Source organism: Idiomarina sp. (assembly GCF_048260185.1).
Lineage (GTDB): Bacteria > Pseudomonadota > Gammaproteobacteria > Enterobacterales > Alteromonadaceae > Idiomarina.
In genome coordinates this window covers 161,129-177,213 of sequence record NZ_JBLXHB010000004.1, presented here as the reverse complement: position 1 = coordinate 177,213, position 16,085 = coordinate 161,129, and the positions used below count along the sequence as shown (strand labels likewise).

Genomic DNA, 16,085 nt, shown 5'->3' with positions numbered 1-16,085 from the left:
ATGAAATCCACAATAGCCGTTATTTTGTCATTCATAGTCAATGCCAGTATGAACCCCACGTTCGCCAATGAACACTCAGACATTCTTTCAAGTCAGGTGTCGGGTAGCGGACAGGATATGCTGCTAATACCCGGCCTTACCAGCGACAGTCGAGTTTGGCAGGATACTGCACATAAACTTAGTAAAAATTATCGGGTTCATCAGCTCAGTATTGCCGGGTTTGGTGACCAACCACATTACCGGCCACTACGGCAGCAATTTACCCAGCCCGTCATGGCTGCCATAACCAACTATCTAACTGACCATACCTCTGGGAATGCGGTGATTGTAGGTCATAGTCTGGGCGGCTTCCTCGGTTACCAGTTAGCCGTAGCCGATAAGCCTGCCATAAGCTGTGTGGTTGCCGTTGATGGCGTCCCGTTTTTCTCTGCATTGGTGACGAGGAACCCGGCCTTAACTGCAGAACAAGCCAAACCTCAGGCTCAGCAGTTATTGGCGGCATATCAACAAATGTCTGCGGCAACGATGGCGGCTCAAACAGCGCAGGGAGTCTCCCGTCACACCGCTTTAACTCAAGGGCAAGAACTTATTGTAGATATGGCTAAATCGTCCGATCCGAAAACGGCAGGGCGTGCTATCTATGAGTTGATGACAACAGATTTAAGGCCTCAATTAACACAACTGGAGATTCCGGTGTTACAGATGGCAGCAACGGGTGCATTTCCGAAAGAGCAACGCGCTGCCGCTATGACGCATTACCAAAAACAAGTCAGTGGTAGCAACCTGATAACCTTGGTAGAGTTTGATCAGGCGCGGCATTTTATTATGTGGGACCAGCCGCAATCCTTTATTCAGCAAACCACCGACTTTATTGAGGAGCGTTGTCATGCACAGTAACATCGCTGCATTAACTCAACACGTCAAACACGCGCAAGCCGGTGATAAATCAGCTTTTGCTGAAATTGTTCAGTGCACACAAAACCTGGTTGCCAGTGTCGCGTTGGCCATTGTTCAGGACGTTAAAGCCAGTGAAGATGTGGCCCAAGAAGCCTATATACTGGCCTGGCAGAAAATGAACCAGTTGAAACAGGCACAAAGCTTTTTACCCTGGCTTCGACAGACCACTCGCCATTGTGCTTATCAATGGCTTGAGAAGGAAAAACACAATCACCGTCAACACCAAAAACCTCTCGACAAAGAGCTGGAACAGCTAATAGCAACTGAACAGCCAGATGAGGACTTTACACAACAACAGCGGAACCAAATTATTGCACAAGCACTCACTCGCCTGCCCGATGACAGCCGCGATATTGTGCTGCTGTACTACCGAGAGCAACAGTCCAGTGAGCACGTTGCTGAACTGTTGGGTGTTGACGCCGCAACGGTGCGTAAACGCTTGTCCCGCGCCCGCAAAATGCTTGCGGCGGACTTACTGAGTCGAGTCGGGAAAGCCGCCTTACTCAGTGCTCCGTCACTCAGCGTCACCACGATACTCAGCTCGGCACTAACATTTGGCAGTCCACCGGCAGCAGCGGCTGGCTTATCCGCTTCCGGCGCACTAGGTAGCGGAATCAAGTGGATCACCTTTTTGGGTATTGCAGCCATTGGTATTTTTGCCGCTTTAGCCGGCTTGTTTATCGGCTCTCGTCAAGCACAGAAGTACGCCCCAACACACCAGGCGAAACAGCATCTGGTTCGTTTGCGAAATCGGGCAGCCGTATTCTTGGTCGTTATAGGCGGTTTGTTTTTTGCCAGTTATGAGCTGGACCCCGGCTGGATTCTTCCGCTTGCGACTTACAGTCTTTTAGTGACTGGCATCATGTACTATCAAGTTCAGGTGCAGCGTCACGTTAATAACCCAAAATCAAAACGCTGGAGCTGCTATTTAGGCGCCATTCTGGGTTTTGGTGGCGGGGGAATATCATTCATTGCGGGTTTAATCATGAGTGGCCGACTCTAGTCGGCCGTTACCTTAATTAGTTACCGCTTAGCGTGCTTTTCACGGTTCTTTTGTTTCTGTTCGGCGTTCTTTTTCATCATTATGTAGGCTGCGCCGCGGCCACCATGCGGTCGCTGTGCGCTATGAAACGCCAGTACAGGTTCCAGCTCGCGCAGCCACTTATTCACGTAACTTTTTATCAGTGCCGGATGCGGCTTAGTGTGCTTGCCCATGCCGTGGATGATTAAAGCCGTACGTACACCCGCGCCGTGACAATCTTTCACAAAGTTAAACAGTGCCGTGCGCGCCTCTACCAACGTATGGTGGTGCAAGTTCAAACTGGCTTCCATGCTGTAACGCCCCTGTTTAAGGCGTTTATACACTCCAGCCTGAACACCATCGCGATGAAACTCAATAACGTCCTCCGGCTCAACCAAGTCTACATACTCAGTCGATAAAAAGTTTTCGTTTTCAGCTTCTTCTGCCTCAGCGGCACGGCGGCGCTCTTTTTGCGCCAGCGTCGGTTCAAAAGCCTGCTTAATATCAGCAACTTCTTCACCCGCCAAGGGCGTTACGTCAGTCATTTCCTGACGAAACAACTCAAATTCTTCATCATCTGAACGCGACATACTGCCTCCCGCTCATATTCTTTTGCTCGGTCTAGTGTAATACGTTGCTGCGCGAATCGCGATCCATTAATCGTCCAATTCTGCTACAATTGCGCTCAATTTATACATCGCGACATTCACTCAGTAAGGAGATGACATGCGTCCAAGTGGCCGTACGGCACAACAAATTCGACCGGTAACCATTACCCGTAACTTTACCAAACACGCAGAAGGCTCGGTTTTAATTGAGTTTGGCGAAACCAAGGTGCTTTGTAATGCATCGGTAGAGCGCGGCGTTCCGCGCTTTTTAAAAGGTAAAGGCCAGGGCTGGGTTACCGCTGAATACAGCATGTTACCACGCGCAACTCATACCCGTTCCGCCCGCGAAGCTTCCCGCGGTAAGCAAGGTGGTCGCACCTTAGAAATTCAGCGCCTAATTGGTCGCTCGCTGCGTACCTGCATCGACATGAGCGCATTAGGCGAACACACCATTACTATCGACTGTGACGTGATTCAGGCCGACGGTGGCACACGTACCGCGTCTATCACTGGCGCTTGTGTCGCTTTAGTTGACGCGCTGAACTGGATGCGCGGCCAGGGCATGGTCAAAGTAAACCCGTTAAAAGAAATGGTCGCGGCAATTTCAGTGGGAATTTTAGACGGCGAACCGGTCAGCGATCTGGAATACATTGAAGACTCAAAAGCCGATACCGACATGAACATAGTTATGACAGAAGCCGGCAAGTTTATCGAAATTCAGGGCACAGCCGAGGGCGAAGCCTTTAGTTTTGACGAAATGAACAGCCTGGTCGAAATGGCTCGTCACAGCATTCGCGAGTTAATTGATATTCAGAAACAAGCGTTGGCGTAAGCTTCAGTATAAACGTAAGCGAGGAATAAGCAGGCAATGAAAGCGTATCAAAAAGAGTTTATTGAGTTTGCCATAGAGCGTGGCGTATTAAAGTTTGGTGAATTTACCTTAAAGTCCGGCCGCACCAGCCCGTACTTTTTTAATGCTGGGCTGTTTAATAAAGGTTCTGACTTAGCCCGCTTAGGCCGCTTTTATGCCGCCGCGCTGGTCGACTCCGGTATCGATTTTGACGTACTTTTTGGCCCGGCTTACAAAGGCATTCCAATTGCCACTGCCACAGCGGTCGCCTTATATGACCACCATCAGCAGGACACCCCATATTGCTTTAACCGTAAAGAAAAGAAAGACCACGGCGAAGGCGGTAACCTGGTGGGCTCAGCGCTGGAAGGCAAAGTGATGCTGGTGGATGACGTGATTACCGCCGGCACAGCAATTCGCGAAGCCATGGAAATTGTCGAAGCCAACGGCGCAGAATTATCCGGTGTTCTGATTGCTCTGGATCGTCAGGAAAAAGGCAAAGGCGAGTTATCAGCTATTCAGGAAGTTGAGCGTGATTTTGGCGCTCAGGTGGTTAGCATTGTGAGCTTAAATGACGTGATCAACTTCTTGAAAAATGACGACACCTTTAAGGAATATCTACCCAAAGTTGAAGCTTATCGCGCCGAGTTCGGCATCGCCTGATACGAATATGCGTAGCCTGACGTTTACGTCAGGTCCAATATCTCACCTGACATGAATGTCAGGCTACGCACCTCAGCACTCGTTTCCCCAGTTTCCCTGCCGCTACAGCTGTTCCTGTGGCTGCCAGGCAATACCAATGCTGCCGTTTACAATCTGGCATTCGCCACCTGAAGACTGTACGCGACTGGACTCCCCGCGCTGTGCAATTAGGCGGAAGTCTTTATTCAGCAAGCTAACCTGCTTACGCTCGCCACACAAAATACGCATGGAATCAATTAAGCCGCGGTCGGTTAAGAAGTTCGTAGTAGGCTCTTCCTGAACAACATCATCGCCTTCCGCAAACTCTGTCGTCTGCAGACCATAAGGTGAAATAACCCCCGATGCTCCGGCGACCAGATAATGAAACGTAGCAGCTACGGCTTTATCGGTTCCTTGCGCATCTTCCACCATAAATGCGCCACGCTCACCAATAATGCCAAAAGCACCGCTCTCTAAATTCACTTCCATTGCGGTGTTTTCGTCAATACCAATAGACAATGGCGTTGAGCTCGAAGCCGCCAAACGCATTAAGCGCCCCTGACGTCCACGTTCAGAAAACTCAGTATCCAATGTGGCATAGTGAAACAAGCTTAACCCACCCAGCGGATGATAAGTCAGGCTATCGGGCCCAACATTCGGCGGACAAGTCGTATCTAAATCGCATCCAAATGGAGGTGGATCAGAAGCAATAGCTCCCTCCTTTATAGCCTGAGCCGTTGTACCATTAGAAATCATAGGCTTAGAGGTCATAACCGCTGTGCCGGCACCTGTTCCGCCAATAACCACTTCCTTCTGTTGCACGGCTGCAATAATTGTCTTCAGCACATCACCGGGTTCATTATTCGCCTTAATAAAGGTTGAACGAATCAGGTTCTGGTCACCATCATTAAAGAACAGTCCGTCGGCGTCGGCTAGCATTTCTGCAGCTGCGTCAGAGTCCTTACAAAAAGCGACTTGCTCCTGATACCGGTCTTTATGCACACGGTCACGCTCATAAGCACCTAATTGCTTTTGCTGAATTTTTGCCAATTCATCGCAACGGCCTTCACGCTGAGCTTTAACTAAGGCTGAATCCAGCGGCAACCAATGTACCTCTGCTCCCAGCTGTTCAAATACACTATTGTAAAAATCTATCTCATCGTACGGGTTACGTGATGCCGACGTCAGAAAGTACACCTTCGGCTTCTGATCCTCTCCGGCAACTGACTGAGCCATTTCAACAAAGCGCTGGAAAATCGCTTTTGACTCACCTTTGAGATTTTCATCCAGATTAACCACTTCGCGTGCAGAATCCGGAACTGGTAGCTCGATTAAATCAATAATCCGGTTCCATTCTGCATCTGACAACGAGTTATAAAGCTGTTGTGTCGCCCGCCGGGTAAACTCACGCAGAAAAACGCGCTCCGGAACAATGTCCTCTTTTAAACGGTCGTGAATTAACTCCAGCGCGTCAGCGACTTTTTTGCGAGTCTCTTCACGGTAAGTAGGCCAAACCGATTCCGCCGTTGCCTTCGAACGAAACTTTTTCGACAGGTTTAAATATCTGTCGGTACGCATCGTTTCCTTATCTATCCAGTCAGCGTCATCACAGTTATCCGACGCGAAACTGGAACAGGCCGTCAAACCACCACCAGCCAACAATAAATGTCGGTACGTATCATCATCGGCAGCATTTGACGGTGCCGCAAAAGCTGATGACAATGCCGCCAAAGAGAGCAAGGAAAACAACGACTTAACCATAAATAAAACCCCTAGTTACCGACGGCTTTCACCGCTAGAATATTTCAACTAACAAAATCAACAGGCTGCAACGCTAGAGCGTTAACGACCTAACTGTCAAATATAGGACAATAGATTAACGCATTTATTATAGACAGACCTAAAATTCTCGCAGAAATAACTTATGTAATACGCTATAGTAAACCCGCTGTTAACAAACGTAACTCTATGAAAATAAATGATTTTCAGGGCTCGTGACGAGCATCTGAACACTGCTATACTAACCTCTCTTTTATGAAATAAGATCACACGCGTTGTTATGAAGTCACCGTTACGTTTTTGCGTTCTGTTACTGCTCTCGGGCCTGCTCCCGATGACCAGTTTTGCCTTCTCAGAGCAGAAACTGACCTTCCGTGCTCCCGAGGAAGGTCCCTTTACGCAATATGTAACAGCGGTGCTTGAAGAGGCTTACGGGAAACTCGGTATTGAACTCGAGTACGTCGAACTTCCCCGCTTACGAGGTGAGCAGTTGGCTACTGAAGGTACCATCGCCGGGGAGCTGGGCAGAACCGCTTTACTGGAAGACAAACGCCGACACCTGCGCCGGGTACCCTTTCCATTATTTACTTTTGATATTATCGCGGTAGCCGATCGTCGTAACTGTGGCTACTGCCCATTGTCAGAAATGGAAAGTCTGGCCTATGTTAACGGCATGGACTCAATTACCCAATTGGTCGAAAACCTGCCTTATGAACCGTCTATTGTCACCCCTATTGATATTGAGCAAGTGGTAAAGCTACTCGATTCGGGGCGCATTCAAATGGCATTTATGGGGGATTTTCAATTTGAAAATTCAGAGCTGAAAGATAACCCCCATTTAATTACTCATAAGTTATCTACGGAGATTGGTTTTCATTATCTGAACGAGGACCATGCCAGACTTATTCCCCAACTGACTTACCACCTGCAAACTATGCGCGACAACGGCCGGATGAAGGCACTGCGCGAGCAGTATGGTGTCACCCTGGAAACACCAATACAGCCCATAAAGCGTCCTGAGCAACTGACGGTTGTAGGAGCCATACACCAGGGCTTACTGAATGCAAACGGCACGGGCAAATTATGGAATTTGGCTAAATCCGTATTTCCAACCTTTACTCCCAGGCTCAATACAGTTGTCAGCAGTTGGCAGAGAAGTATTCAATTACTACAGGAAGGTCGTGCCGATGCGTTAATCGGTGTTCGTTCTGATCAAAAAATTAAAAATATTATTCTGTCTAAATATCATATTGCCTACGACGACAGCATTTTCCTTTTCACTCTTGAACAGCCGAATGATGGTCCTATTTGCGTATCCGGTCCCCGCTTCATGCAAACCTTAGTGGATACTGACCAACCCTTTTACCGCGCATCCAATTCACTGGACTGTTTTGCACTGCTGGATATGGAAAGAGTCAGTGCGGTAATAGACTACAAAGACAACCTGCCTGACTGGACCGAAAAGCCTTATAAGAAAAAGAAACTGTCCGCCCCGCAACCTTTATTCGTGGCCTTTTCCGATAACAACAGAGGCCGCGCGCTTCGTCAGCTGTTTGATAACACGCTGTTCGAACAGACAATTGAAGAAAGGGCTAAACGGCAAATTAACGAGCGCCTGTAAAATCATTCTGGCGCCAGGCTTCATAGGCAAAAATAGCCACTGAATTGGATAAATTAAGGCTTCGGCTGGTATCCGCCATTGGCAACCGCAACCAATTCTCTTGTGGAAAAGTTTCCAGGACCTCCATTGGCAGTCCGCGAGTTTCAGGGCCAAACAACAAAACATCGCCGGCCTCATAAGCCACTGCAGAGTAATTTGTCTTACCTTTGGTTGTGCACGCAAAAATGCGATTAAACGAGGTATTATTCAGAAAGCTCTGCCAGTCTTTATGGATATTCACAGAAGCTAAATCGTGATAATCAAGACCCGCCCGGCGTACTTTTTTTTCATCCAGCTCAAACCCTAACGGCTCAATTAAATGCAAGGACATGCCCGTGTTCGCCGCCAAACGAATAACATTGCCGGTATTAGGGGGAATTTCAGGCTCAAACAGTACAAGGTGTAACATGGTCGTTTTCATCACTTGGGTAAAAGCGGTAGAATAGCAGAATATCTTTTATAAATGTGTACCGGTACTGTGGCAAATCAGAAAAACTACCAACAGAATTATGCTTTTTGGGTGCGACTGGCTAGTACAGCGTCGGTTATCGTTGCCATAATCCTAATTACCATTAAGCTTTTTGCCTGGTTCCAGACCGAATCCGCCAGTATGCTGGCATCTCTCACCGATTCAATTTTAGACAGCGGCGCTTCCATATTCAGTTTCTTCGCGATTCGCTACGCTTTGCAACCAGCAGATGAAGAGCACAGGTTCGGTCACGGTAAAGCCGAGTCCCTGGCGGCGTTAGCGCAAAGCGCCTTCATCTCCGGTTCCAGCATGCTGCTTATTTTCCACAGCGTCCAACAGTTTATGCAGGGCGGCAGTGTGCCTAAAGTGGGCTACGGTATCGCAGTTTCTGCCATCGCTATTGTCATTACCTTTGTTTTAATTGTTATTCAGCGTATGGCTATTCGCCATACCAACTCTCAGGCCGTGCAGGCTGACAATCTTCACTATCAGTCGGACATACTGCTGAACTTAGCCGTTATTGTGGCGTTAATTTTAAGTAGCTATGGCTGGCTTTGGGCTGACAGTATTTTTGCCATGGGCATTGCGGTTTACCTTATTATTGGTGCGGTTCGTATTGGTTGGGATGCATTTCAGGCACTGATGGATCGCGAGTTGTCAGAAGAGCTACAAGAGCAGATTGCTAATATCACAATGGCAGTAGACGGAGTCAGGGGCTTTCACGGTCTACGCACACGGGAAGCCGGGCCGGTACGCTTTATTCAGTTGCACATTGAACTGGCCAACGAATTGTCTTTATTACGGGCTCACGCCATTGCCGACGATGTTGAAGCGCAACTGATGAAAGCTTTCCCGGGCGCCGATATTATTGTCCACATGGATCCTGAAATTGTCGCCGTGGTAGAAGGCTCACTTAAGCGTTAACAAGCTTCCGGGTTTCTTCAATAAGCGCGTCCAGCACAGGTTGACGAAACTTGTCTGTCTCCATCATCAGCTCGTGCGACGCACCTTTAATAGTCTCGAACCGAAAGTGGTCTCGGGTAACCGCAGCAGCTACCTTCTTTTGTCCAGAAGCGGAAACCACTTTATCATTCCCGGCCTGAAACAGAATGACCGGAATAGTGATGTCATTGGCCAGTTTCTGTGCGTTGATAGCGGCACTGATGGCCTCATACAGCCAGTTAAATGTGGGTCCGCCTAGCTGAACATCCGAGACATTGTCGTAAACATCCCGAAATGCCTTATATCGCTGTCGGCTGTGCGTCAGAACGTTATCTTCAAAAGGCACCGGCTTGTAATTTCCCATGCCGAGAAAGTACCAGGGTTTTGCCAGCCAGCGGTTTAGCCAGGCTCCCGCAAAAACTATCCAACGCGCAAGCCAATAAGGAACTATTCCTGTTTCTATGGAGAACATAGGAGCGGAGAGTATCAGCTTTTTATAAGGGTGCTGGTAGGTGGCACAGTAAATGGTCGCTATTGTTCCGCCCATCGAATGAGAAAACAGTATTTTGGGTACATCGCCAAATCGTGCCATTAACAGGTCGGTAAAGTCCGAAAAGTCACGTACAAAGTCGTTAAAGCTCTCGACATGCCCCTGATGAGGGTTCGCCGTCAGACGCCCCGACAATCCCTGCCCCCGATGATCCAGTGCCGCAACAGAAAAGCCCTGCTGTGCCAGCTCCCAGAACAACTCCTGATACTTCAGTGCGGACTCTATTCGCCCCGGAGCAATAACCACTAAGGGTGCGGAGTCGCTATGTCGGTAATAGGCAAAGTGTAATTTGATACCATCAAATGCAGTAAAATACTCAGAGGTAACTTGCTGCTCCCAAAAGACTTCGACTTGAGTGTTAAAAAACTCAAGCCATTCAGGCGTGTCGTCTGCAGGGCGTTGTTGTGTACTAGGCGGTTGCTTCATTCTTTCTGTTCAGGCTGACTTTTGGGTAAGTCTAACACGACTTCAAGTCCCCCTTCAGAGTGATTATGAGCTTTTAATTCGCCACCCAGAACAGCGGCCGCGCGATGACTCAGGGCTAAACCAAGACCAACGCCAGCTTTATGGTGTCGCGCCGGGTCACCGCGATAAAAAGGTACAAACAGTTTACTTATGGTACCTTCATCAACCCCCGGGCCGTGGTCCCGAATACGTATATGACAGCCTTTACCGTAATCGTCACAGGAAAGCTCAACGTTATCCTCGGTGTAGTGCAGCGCATTACGGACAATATTTTCAAGAACCAGCCGCAGCAATTCAGGGTCAGTATCAATAACCGGCCAGTTACTGCCGTGACGCAGCAAGCGCTCCCGTACTTCGGGGTGTTGATAACACATATCGTTAATAAGCTGCTGCACCAGTTCACCGCTATCCAGACTTTCATGGTTCAGATCAACCAGTCCATTCTCCAGCCTAGAGAGTGAAAGGATACGTTCAATAATCACACTAAGACGTTCAGTATCGCGGCGCAGTTGTTGCCAATTGGAGTCGTTCTCGTCGCAGTCGGCTAAATCCAGAGCCACTTGCATACGTGCCATAGGAGAGCGCAGCTCATGTGATACGTCGCTGAGTAAGCGTCGTTGTGCGTCGCGTGAGGTTGCTAAATCGATAGCGCCCTGCGATAAAGCCCTTGCCAGTTCGCCAATTTCGTCGCCGCGTTTAGGTAAGCGTTTCAGTTCTGGTGTTGCACTACCGTCAGCCACTTCGCGCATTGCCAGAATCATTCGTCGTATAGGGCGAATAAGCCAAATACCCAGCAAGACCGCAAGTAAACCACTGCCGACCAGCAAAGTCAGTATGCGCGCACGAGTCGACTCAGCTTCCAGTTTTTCACGGTCAACCTGCTCCTCAATGCCTAAAGGTTTAGTCACCAGAATTTTATTTCCGTCGAGCTCGAACGGACCCATTAGCAAACGTTCATCCAGAGGAATCTGCTGAGGTGAATCCTGACCCAGCATACGCAGTAGCGTGGAACCATGACTCACGCGCAGCATTTCATCCATTAACAGCTTCTCGCTGCCCTGCACCGATAACTGCGCGGCAACACGGTAGTCACCGGCAATAAGCCGACCAGGTTGTAACGAGTGAAAGGTTAGGGCATCGCTCAACAGAGGCTGTAAAGTTTGATGAATCTCCGGATCCAGTGGTTTAAGTTCAGCTTTGGGTTTATTCCAAACTGCTAACAAATAACCACTGGCCGCCGTGACCGAAAGCAGCGCCCAAAAAATGAAAAGTAATCTCAGAGCAAGCGATCGGTACCACCGCGTACGCCGGTTTTTCATAAGCTTGCAATCAGTCGGTAGCCGCGACCTCGTATGGTTTGAATGCGATCAGGTTTGGCCGGGAATTTCTTCCGGATGTTACTGATATGCACATCCAGACTGCGGTCAAAGGGTTCCATTTTTCGTCCCAGCGCCGCAACCGAAAGCTGATCCTTGCTGACCATCTGACCGGCCTGCTGCATCAGGCAACGCAAAATATCAAACTCGGTTGGTGTCAGTATCAGTTCAGCGTCATCGCACTTCACTTCGGTAGTAGCCGGATCCAGCACAATGCCGCAAACGTTCAGGCTTTCATTCTGCATGGTCGTGTTTGGCGTACGACGCAGCAGAGCTCTTACACGGGCAACCAGCTCTCGTGGATTAAAAGGTTTTGGCAGGTAATCATCTGCACCAAGCTCAAGCCCCATAACCCGGTCATCATCGTCACCACGAGCCGTTAGCATCAGGACGGCGGTATCCCGATGTTGTTGGCGCAACCGTTGCAAAAGTTGCATACCATCAATACCGGGTAACATAACGTCCAGCAAAATAAGTTCGTAGTCACCGTTAAGTGCTTTATCAAGGCCAGTGACACCATCTTCAGCGACACTTAAATCCACAGATTCACGTTTAAACAATTCTGTCAGCATGACAGACATTTCAGTATCATCGTCAATGAGTAGTACGGAATGTCTCATAAGTAGTTGTTCTCTCCAGAAATAAATCTATGATCCAAAATGCCGGGGGTGGATACGACCCTCTTTACATAACTTTTACTTTACACTTTTTATTTTAGCAGAGTTTTTAATTTCCGCGTTAAAGTGTTCCTTCCCCAGCCCAGCCATGCAGCTGCTTTTTGTTTGTGTCCGGAGAAGCGCTTTAACGCGGTTTGTAACGCAATCAGCTCCAGCTGCTGCTGATAACTTTGCAGAACATCCTGCGAATTTAAAGGGTGCTGCTCCAGCTCAGTTTGCAAAAAGTGTAACCAGGTCTGTTCACCTTTTAACTCTGCCAGAACAGGCTCTGAGGGCACCAAAATGTCTTCGGGCAGGTCGCGGGGGCTAATTTGTTGCCCGGGCGCCATAACCGTTAACCAACGACAGGTATTTTCTAATTGTCGGACGTTACCAGGCCAATTGTAACCCTTTAATGTACTAAGCGTTTCATTTAACAACGTTTTTGGTGTGACATTCAACTCTTCGGCCGATTTTTTAAGAAAGTGTCTGGCCAGGGTATCGATATCTTCCGCGCGTTCACGCAGAGGCGGCAGCCGCAAACGGATAACGTTAAGACGATGATAAAGGTCATCCCGGAAGGTGCCCTGGTTAACTAAGTGTTCCAGCTCCCGGTGGGTGGCAGCAATAACACGCACATCCACTTTTACCGGTTGCAACGCTCCCACCGGATAAAACTGCCCTTCGGCCAGAACACGCAGCAGCCGGGTCTGAACCGGTAACGGCATATCGCCAATTTCATCCAGAAACAAAGTACCGCCGTCGGCTTGCTGAAACCGCCCGACGCGTTTACGGTCGGCTCCGGTAAAGGCACCTCGCTCATGCCCGAACAATTCCGACTCAATTAAATCGGCGGGTATTGCTGCCATGTTAAGTGCAATAAAGGGCTTATCCGTCCGCGGGCTGTGTTTATGCAGAGCTCGCGCGACAACTTCTTTGCCGGTACCCGTTTCCCCAGTAAGCAGCACACTAACACTTGAGCCCGACAAGCGCCCGATAGCACGAAACACGTCCTGCATAGGCGTAGCTTCGCCAATAAGTTCGGGAACTGAGTTTGCATCCACTTCCGCGGGCGCATTTTCACTTTGTCTGGCATGCTGCAAAGCACGGTCAACGGCGGTAATAGCTTCATCAATATCAAAAGGCTTTGCCAGATACTCGAATGCGCCGCCCTGAAACGCTTTTACCGTTGTCTCAAGATCGGAATGCGCCGTCATAACAACAACCGGCAAATGCGCCTCGGTCTGATGCAACCGCTCCAGTACAGCCAGGCCGTTTTCTCCAGGCATACGGATATCGGTTAGAACGACGGTTGGCTTATCACTCTTTAATGCTGTGAAAAAATCTTCACCATTGGCAAAACTGCGCACGTGATAGCGGCTATCGGCAAAGGCTTTTTCCAGTACCCAGCGAATCGAGTCGTCGTCATCAATTATCCATAACTGAGCATTAGTGGTCATCCGTCACCTCATTACCATTGTCTGCAGAAAGATAAGGCAGATACACTGAAAATCGAGTTTTCCCGGGGCTGGAATCAAAATCAATTTTCCCTTTATGCTGATGCACTAAGTTTTGTGCCAGCGACAAGCCAAGCCCGGTTCCTTCGGCTCGACCGCTTATCAACGGATAAAACAGGGTATCGCGCAACTCCGGCGGTATACCGGGTCCATTATCGGTCAAAGTAACCACTGCACATTGCCGATAGCGCTGTCCAAACAGAGTCAACTGGTGCTCTACCCGGGTTTTAATCGTAATGCTGCCTTCGCCCGACATCGCTTGTGCTGCATTTTGGGCTATGTTCAAAAATACCTGTTCACAAGCTTCCGCAACCACCTGAATATCCGGCAGTGACGGGTCGTAATCGCGAACTAAATTAAGCGAGTCGCCATATTCGTACACCAAAGTTCTGGCAACTCTTTCCAGTACCTCGTGAATATTGGTCTCCTTCGACTCGCCCCTTTTTACCGGCCCAAGTAACCTGTCGACCAAATACCTTAACCGGTCCGACTGGCTGATGATCAAGTCCGTATACTCTGTCAGGCTCTCGTCCGGAAGTTGCCGCGCCAGTAACTGCGCCGCGCCGCGTAATCCTCCCAGAGGGTTTTTTATTTCATGCGCCATACCGCGCAGTAAGTGCTGAGTAGCAAATAGCTGATTACGCTGTTGGTCTTCCTGATTTATTCGCCGCAACTGGTCTACTTGTTTTAATTCCAGTAGCAAAGCACGTCCAAACGGTTGCTCTACTGTCTGAATGCTGGTTTCCACCCGAATATTATGCCCGGAATGCAGCGCGAACTGAGCTTCCGCATTCAGTACCGTTTGCTCGCTATTGAGACACTCCATCAGCGTTTCCGATGCCAGCGAACATTGGTAAAAAGCCGCAGTGAAAGGTTCGCCTAACAGGCGTTTTGCACTGTGATCGAGCAAGGATTCAGCAGACGAGTTGACGTAACGGATGGTCAGGCGATCATCGAGGATGAGTATGCCTGTGAGTAGTTGGTTAAGTAGCGCGCTATCGTTCACGAAGGCAGGATAAATTACGCACCAAGTTGGTGCAACCGGGTAAGGCAAGACACCTTACCCGGCCAGTAACCATTAAACGCTGTAGTACATATCGAATTCTACCGGGTGGGTAGTCTTCTTCAACGTTTCTACTTCGTTGTACTTAAGATCGATGTAAGCATCAATCATATCGTCGTCCATAACGCCGCCTTGCTTCAGGAAGTCGCGGTCTTTATCCAGCGCGTCCAGAGCCATTTCTAATGAATGACAAACGGTCGGAATGTCTTTCGCTTCTTCAGGCGGCAGATTGTATAAATCTTTGTCCATAGCGTCGCCAGGGTGGATCTTGTTACGGATACCGTCAAGACCAGCCATTAATAAGGCAGTAAAGGCCAGATATGGGTTCGCACTTGGGTCAGGGAAGCGCACTTCAATACGGCGACCTTTCGCACTGGAAACCAATGGAATACGGATAGAAGCCGAACGGTTACGGGCAGAATAAGCCAGCATGACCGGAGCTTCAAAACCAGGAACCAGACGCTTGTACGAGTTAGTAGAAGCGTTCGCAAAGGCGTTAATGGCACGTGCGTGCTTAATAATACCGCCAATGTAGAACAGCGCCGTTTCACTCAAGCCTGCGTACTGGTCGCCGGCAAATAAGTTTTCGCCGCCTTTGTTCAGTGACATGTGCACGTGCATACCAGAGCCGTTATCACCAACCAGTGGCTTCGGCATAAAGGTTGCGGTCATGCCGTAAGAATGCGCAACGTTATGCACCACGTACTTATAAACCTGCAGTTCATCAGCTTTCTTAGTAAGAGTATTGAAGCGTGTAGCCACTTCGTTCTGGCCTGCTGTTGCTACTTCGTGGTGATGGGCTTCAACAACCATACCCATGTCTTCCATTACTAAGCTCATGGTGCCACGAATGTCGTGTGCTGAGTCTACCGGAGGTACCGGGAAGTAACCGCCTTTTACGCCAGGACGGTGAGCCAGGTTACCTTCTGAATATTCACGGCCGGAGTTCCACTTCGCTTCTTCAGCATCAATTTTGTAAAACGAACCGCTCATATCTGTGTGGAAACGCACGTCGTTAAACAGGAAGAACTCAGGTTCCGGACCGAAGTAAGCGTCGTCTGCAATGCCTGATGAACGCAGGAAGTCTTCCGCACGCTTGGCAATTGAACGAGGGTCACGACTGTAACCTTGCATAGTTTCCGGCTCAAGAATGTCACAACGTACGTTTAATGTGACTTCATCAGTAAAGGGGTCAATCACCGCAGACTCGTTGTCTGGCATCAGTACCATGTCTGATTCGTTAATGCCTTTCCAGCCGGAAATAGATGAACCATCAAACATTTTACCTTCTTCAAAGAAGTCTTCATCGATTTGCGACACCGGAATAGTGACGTGTTGCTCTTTACCTTTAGTATCGGTAAAGCGTAAATCGACGAATTTTACGTCGTGTTCTTTGATGGTATCGAAAATCTTATTAGCTGACATGTTGTCCTCCGTAGACAGCGTCTAAAAATACAGCTTGAGTATAGCAAAGCCTGTGCCAACTGACTT

At 48.9% G+C, this 16,085-nt stretch carries 15 protein-coding genes; 6 read left to right on the top strand and 9 right to left on the bottom strand.

The features are described from left to right. Together ACN0RF_RS10275 and ACN0RF_RS10270 are read left to right on the top strand one after the other, a co-directional pair. Complete coding sequence (locus ACN0RF_RS10275) at window positions 1–897, top strand: alpha/beta fold hydrolase (RefSeq protein WP_417438931.1); 897 nt, start codon at window positions 1–3, stop codon at window positions 895–897. Next, complete coding sequence (locus ACN0RF_RS10270) at window positions 887–1,960, top strand: RNA polymerase sigma factor (protein WP_417438930.1); 1,074 nt, start codon at window positions 887–889, stop codon at window positions 1,958–1,960. The genes ACN0RF_RS10275 and ACN0RF_RS10270 overlap by 11 nt, the downstream gene beginning before the upstream one ends. Window positions 1,961–1,980: 20 nt before the next feature. On the opposite strand, the gene smrA is transcribed toward ACN0RF_RS10270, so the two are convergent. Next, complete coding sequence (gene smrA, locus ACN0RF_RS10265; RefSeq protein WP_011235650.1) at window positions 1,981–2,568, bottom strand: DNA endonuclease SmrA; 588 nt, start codon at window positions 2,566–2,568, stop codon at window positions 1,981–1,983. Window positions 2,569–2,704: 136 nt separating this feature from the next. Here smrA and rph point away from each other — a divergent pair, with 136 nt between their 5' ends. Continuing rightward, entirely contained in the window at window positions 2,705–3,418 is a 714-nt protein-coding gene (gene rph, locus ACN0RF_RS10260; RefSeq protein ID WP_126782790.1) for a ribonuclease PH, read from the top strand. A 36-nt stretch (window positions 3,419–3,454) separates the two neighbouring features. Beyond that, window positions 3,455–4,099, top strand: coding sequence for an orotate phosphoribosyltransferase (gene pyrE / locus ACN0RF_RS10255; protein ID WP_417438928.1), 645 nt, complete (start codon window positions 3,455–3,457; stop codon window positions 4,097–4,099). 102 nt (window positions 4,100–4,201) lie between these two features. On the opposite strand, the gene ACN0RF_RS10250 is transcribed toward pyrE, so the two are convergent. Next, on the bottom strand, window positions 4,202–5,878 hold the full coding sequence (locus ACN0RF_RS10250; protein WP_417438927.1) for a cyanophycinase: 1,677 nt from the start codon (window positions 5,876–5,878) through the stop codon (window positions 4,202–4,204). A 298-nt stretch (window positions 5,879–6,176) separates the two neighbouring features. On the opposite strand from ACN0RF_RS10250, the gene ACN0RF_RS10245 reads away from it, so the two are divergent. Next, the gene (locus tag ACN0RF_RS10245) at window positions 6,177–7,517 is read left to right on the top strand and encodes an ABC transporter substrate-binding protein (protein ID WP_417438926.1); all 1,341 of its coding nucleotides are present in this window, start codon (window positions 6,177–6,179) and stop codon (window positions 7,515–7,517) included. Here ACN0RF_RS10245 and trmL read toward each other — a convergent pair. After that, window positions 7,501–7,965 (bottom strand): tRNA (uridine(34)/cytosine(34)/5-carboxymethylaminomethyluridine(34)-2'-O)-methyltransferase TrmL, encoded by a 465-nt coding sequence (gene trmL / locus ACN0RF_RS10240; protein ID WP_417438925.1) that lies wholly within the window; start codon window positions 7,963–7,965, stop codon window positions 7,501–7,503. The genes ACN0RF_RS10245 and trmL overlap by 17 nt on opposite strands. Window positions 7,966–8,019: 54 nt before the next feature. Between trmL and ACN0RF_RS10235 the strand changes: the two genes are divergently transcribed. Beyond that, on the top strand, window positions 8,020–8,949 hold the full coding sequence (locus tag ACN0RF_RS10235; RefSeq protein ID WP_417438924.1) for a cation diffusion facilitator family transporter: 930 nt from the start codon (window positions 8,020–8,022) through the stop codon (window positions 8,947–8,949). On the opposite strand, the gene ACN0RF_RS10230 is transcribed toward ACN0RF_RS10235, so the two are convergent. From ACN0RF_RS10230 to glnA, 6 genes are all read right to left on the bottom strand, one after another. Then, entirely contained in the window at window positions 8,939–9,943 is a 1,005-nt protein-coding gene (locus ACN0RF_RS10230; protein WP_417438923.1) for a lysophospholipase, read from the bottom strand. The two genes, ACN0RF_RS10235 and ACN0RF_RS10230, sit on opposite strands and share 11 nt — an antisense overlap. Then, a complete protein-coding gene (locus ACN0RF_RS10225; protein WP_417438922.1) occupies window positions 9,940–11,205 on the bottom strand; it encodes a sensor histidine kinase in 1,266 nt (421 codons plus the stop codon). Before ACN0RF_RS10225 ends, ACN0RF_RS10230 begins: the two co-directional genes overlap by 4 nt. A gap of 92 nt (window positions 11,206–11,297) precedes the next feature. Continuing rightward, window positions 11,298–11,978, bottom strand: coding sequence for a response regulator transcription factor (locus ACN0RF_RS10220; RefSeq protein WP_342487881.1), 681 nt, complete (start codon window positions 11,976–11,978; stop codon window positions 11,298–11,300). 89 nt (window positions 11,979–12,067) lie between these two features. After that, window positions 12,068–13,474 carry a nitrogen regulation protein NR(I) gene (gene ntrC / locus ACN0RF_RS10215; protein ID WP_417438921.1) on the bottom strand — a complete coding sequence of 469 codons (1,407 nt, stop codon included), beginning with the start codon at window positions 13,472–13,474 and terminating at the stop codon, window positions 12,068–12,070. Then, window positions 13,464–14,585 (bottom strand): nitrogen regulation protein NR(II), encoded by a 1,122-nt coding sequence (gene glnL / locus ACN0RF_RS10210; protein WP_417438920.1) that lies wholly within the window; start codon window positions 14,583–14,585, stop codon window positions 13,464–13,466. The genes ntrC and glnL overlap by 11 nt, the downstream gene beginning before the upstream one ends. Before the next feature lie 24 nt (window positions 14,586–14,609). Continuing rightward, complete coding sequence (gene glnA / locus ACN0RF_RS10205; protein WP_011235662.1) at window positions 14,610–16,019, bottom strand: glutamate--ammonia ligase; 1,410 nt, start codon at window positions 16,017–16,019, stop codon at window positions 14,610–14,612. Window positions 16,020–16,085: the final 66 nt, after the last annotated feature.

Excerpts from the sequence above, each read along its gene's own strand:
- ACN0RF_RS10275 (WP_417438931.1), top strand. The coding sequence starts at position 1 with ATGAAATCCACAATAGCCGTTATTTTGTCATTCATAGTCAATGCCAGT.
- ACN0RF_RS10270 (WP_417438930.1), top strand. The coding sequence starts at position 887 with ATGCACAGTAACATCGCTGCATTAACTCAACACGTCAAACACGCGCAA.
- smrA (WP_011235650.1), bottom strand. The coding sequence starts at position 2,568 with ATGTCGCGTTCAGATGATGAAGAATTTGAGTTGTTTCGTCAGGAAATG.
- rph (WP_126782790.1), top strand. The coding sequence starts at position 2,705 with ATGCGTCCAAGTGGCCGTACGGCACAACAAATTCGACCGGTAACCATT.
- pyrE (WP_417438928.1), top strand. The coding sequence starts at position 3,455 with ATGAAAGCGTATCAAAAAGAGTTTATTGAGTTTGCCATAGAGCGTGGC.
- ACN0RF_RS10250 (WP_417438927.1), bottom strand. The coding sequence starts at position 5,878 with ATGGTTAAGTCGTTGTTTTCCTTGCTCTCTTTGGCGGCATTGTCATCA.
- ACN0RF_RS10245 (WP_417438926.1), top strand. The coding sequence starts at position 6,177 with ATGAAGTCACCGTTACGTTTTTGCGTTCTGTTACTGCTCTCGGGCCTG.
- trmL (WP_417438925.1), bottom strand. The coding sequence starts at position 7,965 with ATGTTACACCTTGTACTGTTTGAGCCTGAAATTCCCCCTAATACCGGC.
- ACN0RF_RS10235 (WP_417438924.1), top strand. The coding sequence starts at position 8,020 with ATGTGTACCGGTACTGTGGCAAATCAGAAAAACTACCAACAGAATTAT.
- ACN0RF_RS10230 (WP_417438923.1), bottom strand. The coding sequence starts at position 9,943 with ATGAAGCAACCGCCTAGTACACAACAACGCCCTGCAGACGACACGCCT.
- ACN0RF_RS10220 (WP_342487881.1), bottom strand. The coding sequence starts at position 11,978 with ATGAGACATTCCGTACTACTCATTGACGATGATACTGAAATGTCTGTC.
- ntrC (WP_417438921.1), bottom strand. The coding sequence starts at position 13,474 with ATGACCACTAATGCTCAGTTATGGATAATTGATGACGACGACTCGATT.
- glnA (WP_011235662.1), bottom strand. The coding sequence starts at position 16,019 with ATGTCAGCTAATAAGATTTTCGATACCATCAAAGAACACGACGTAAAA.